This is a genomic window from Mesobacillus maritimus, assembly GCF_019749255.1.
In the GTDB taxonomy this organism is placed as follows: domain Bacteria; phylum Bacillota; class Bacilli; order Bacillales; family Cytobacillaceae; genus Mesobacillus_B; species Mesobacillus_B maritimus_A.
Map to the genome: position 1 here is coordinate 96,321 of NZ_JACWFH010000014.1, position 300 is coordinate 96,620.

Genomic DNA, 300 nt, shown 5'->3' on the forward strand with positions numbered 1-300 from the left:
TCTCCTTATTTTGGGCACGCTGGAATCTCCACCGTTCCCTTTTGCATGATGCTCTCCTTATTTTGGGCACGCTGGAATCCCCACCGTTCCCTTTTGCATGATGTTCTCCTTAGTTTGGGCACGCTGGAATCCCCACCGTTCCCTTTTGCATGATGCTCTCCTTATTTTGGGCACGCTGGAATCCCCACCGTTCCCTTTTGCATGATGCTCTCCTTATTTTGGGCACGCTGGAATCTCTAACAATCCTTTTTCCCATCCTCTCCTAATACCGGCACCTAATTCAATACTAAGACCTAGCAT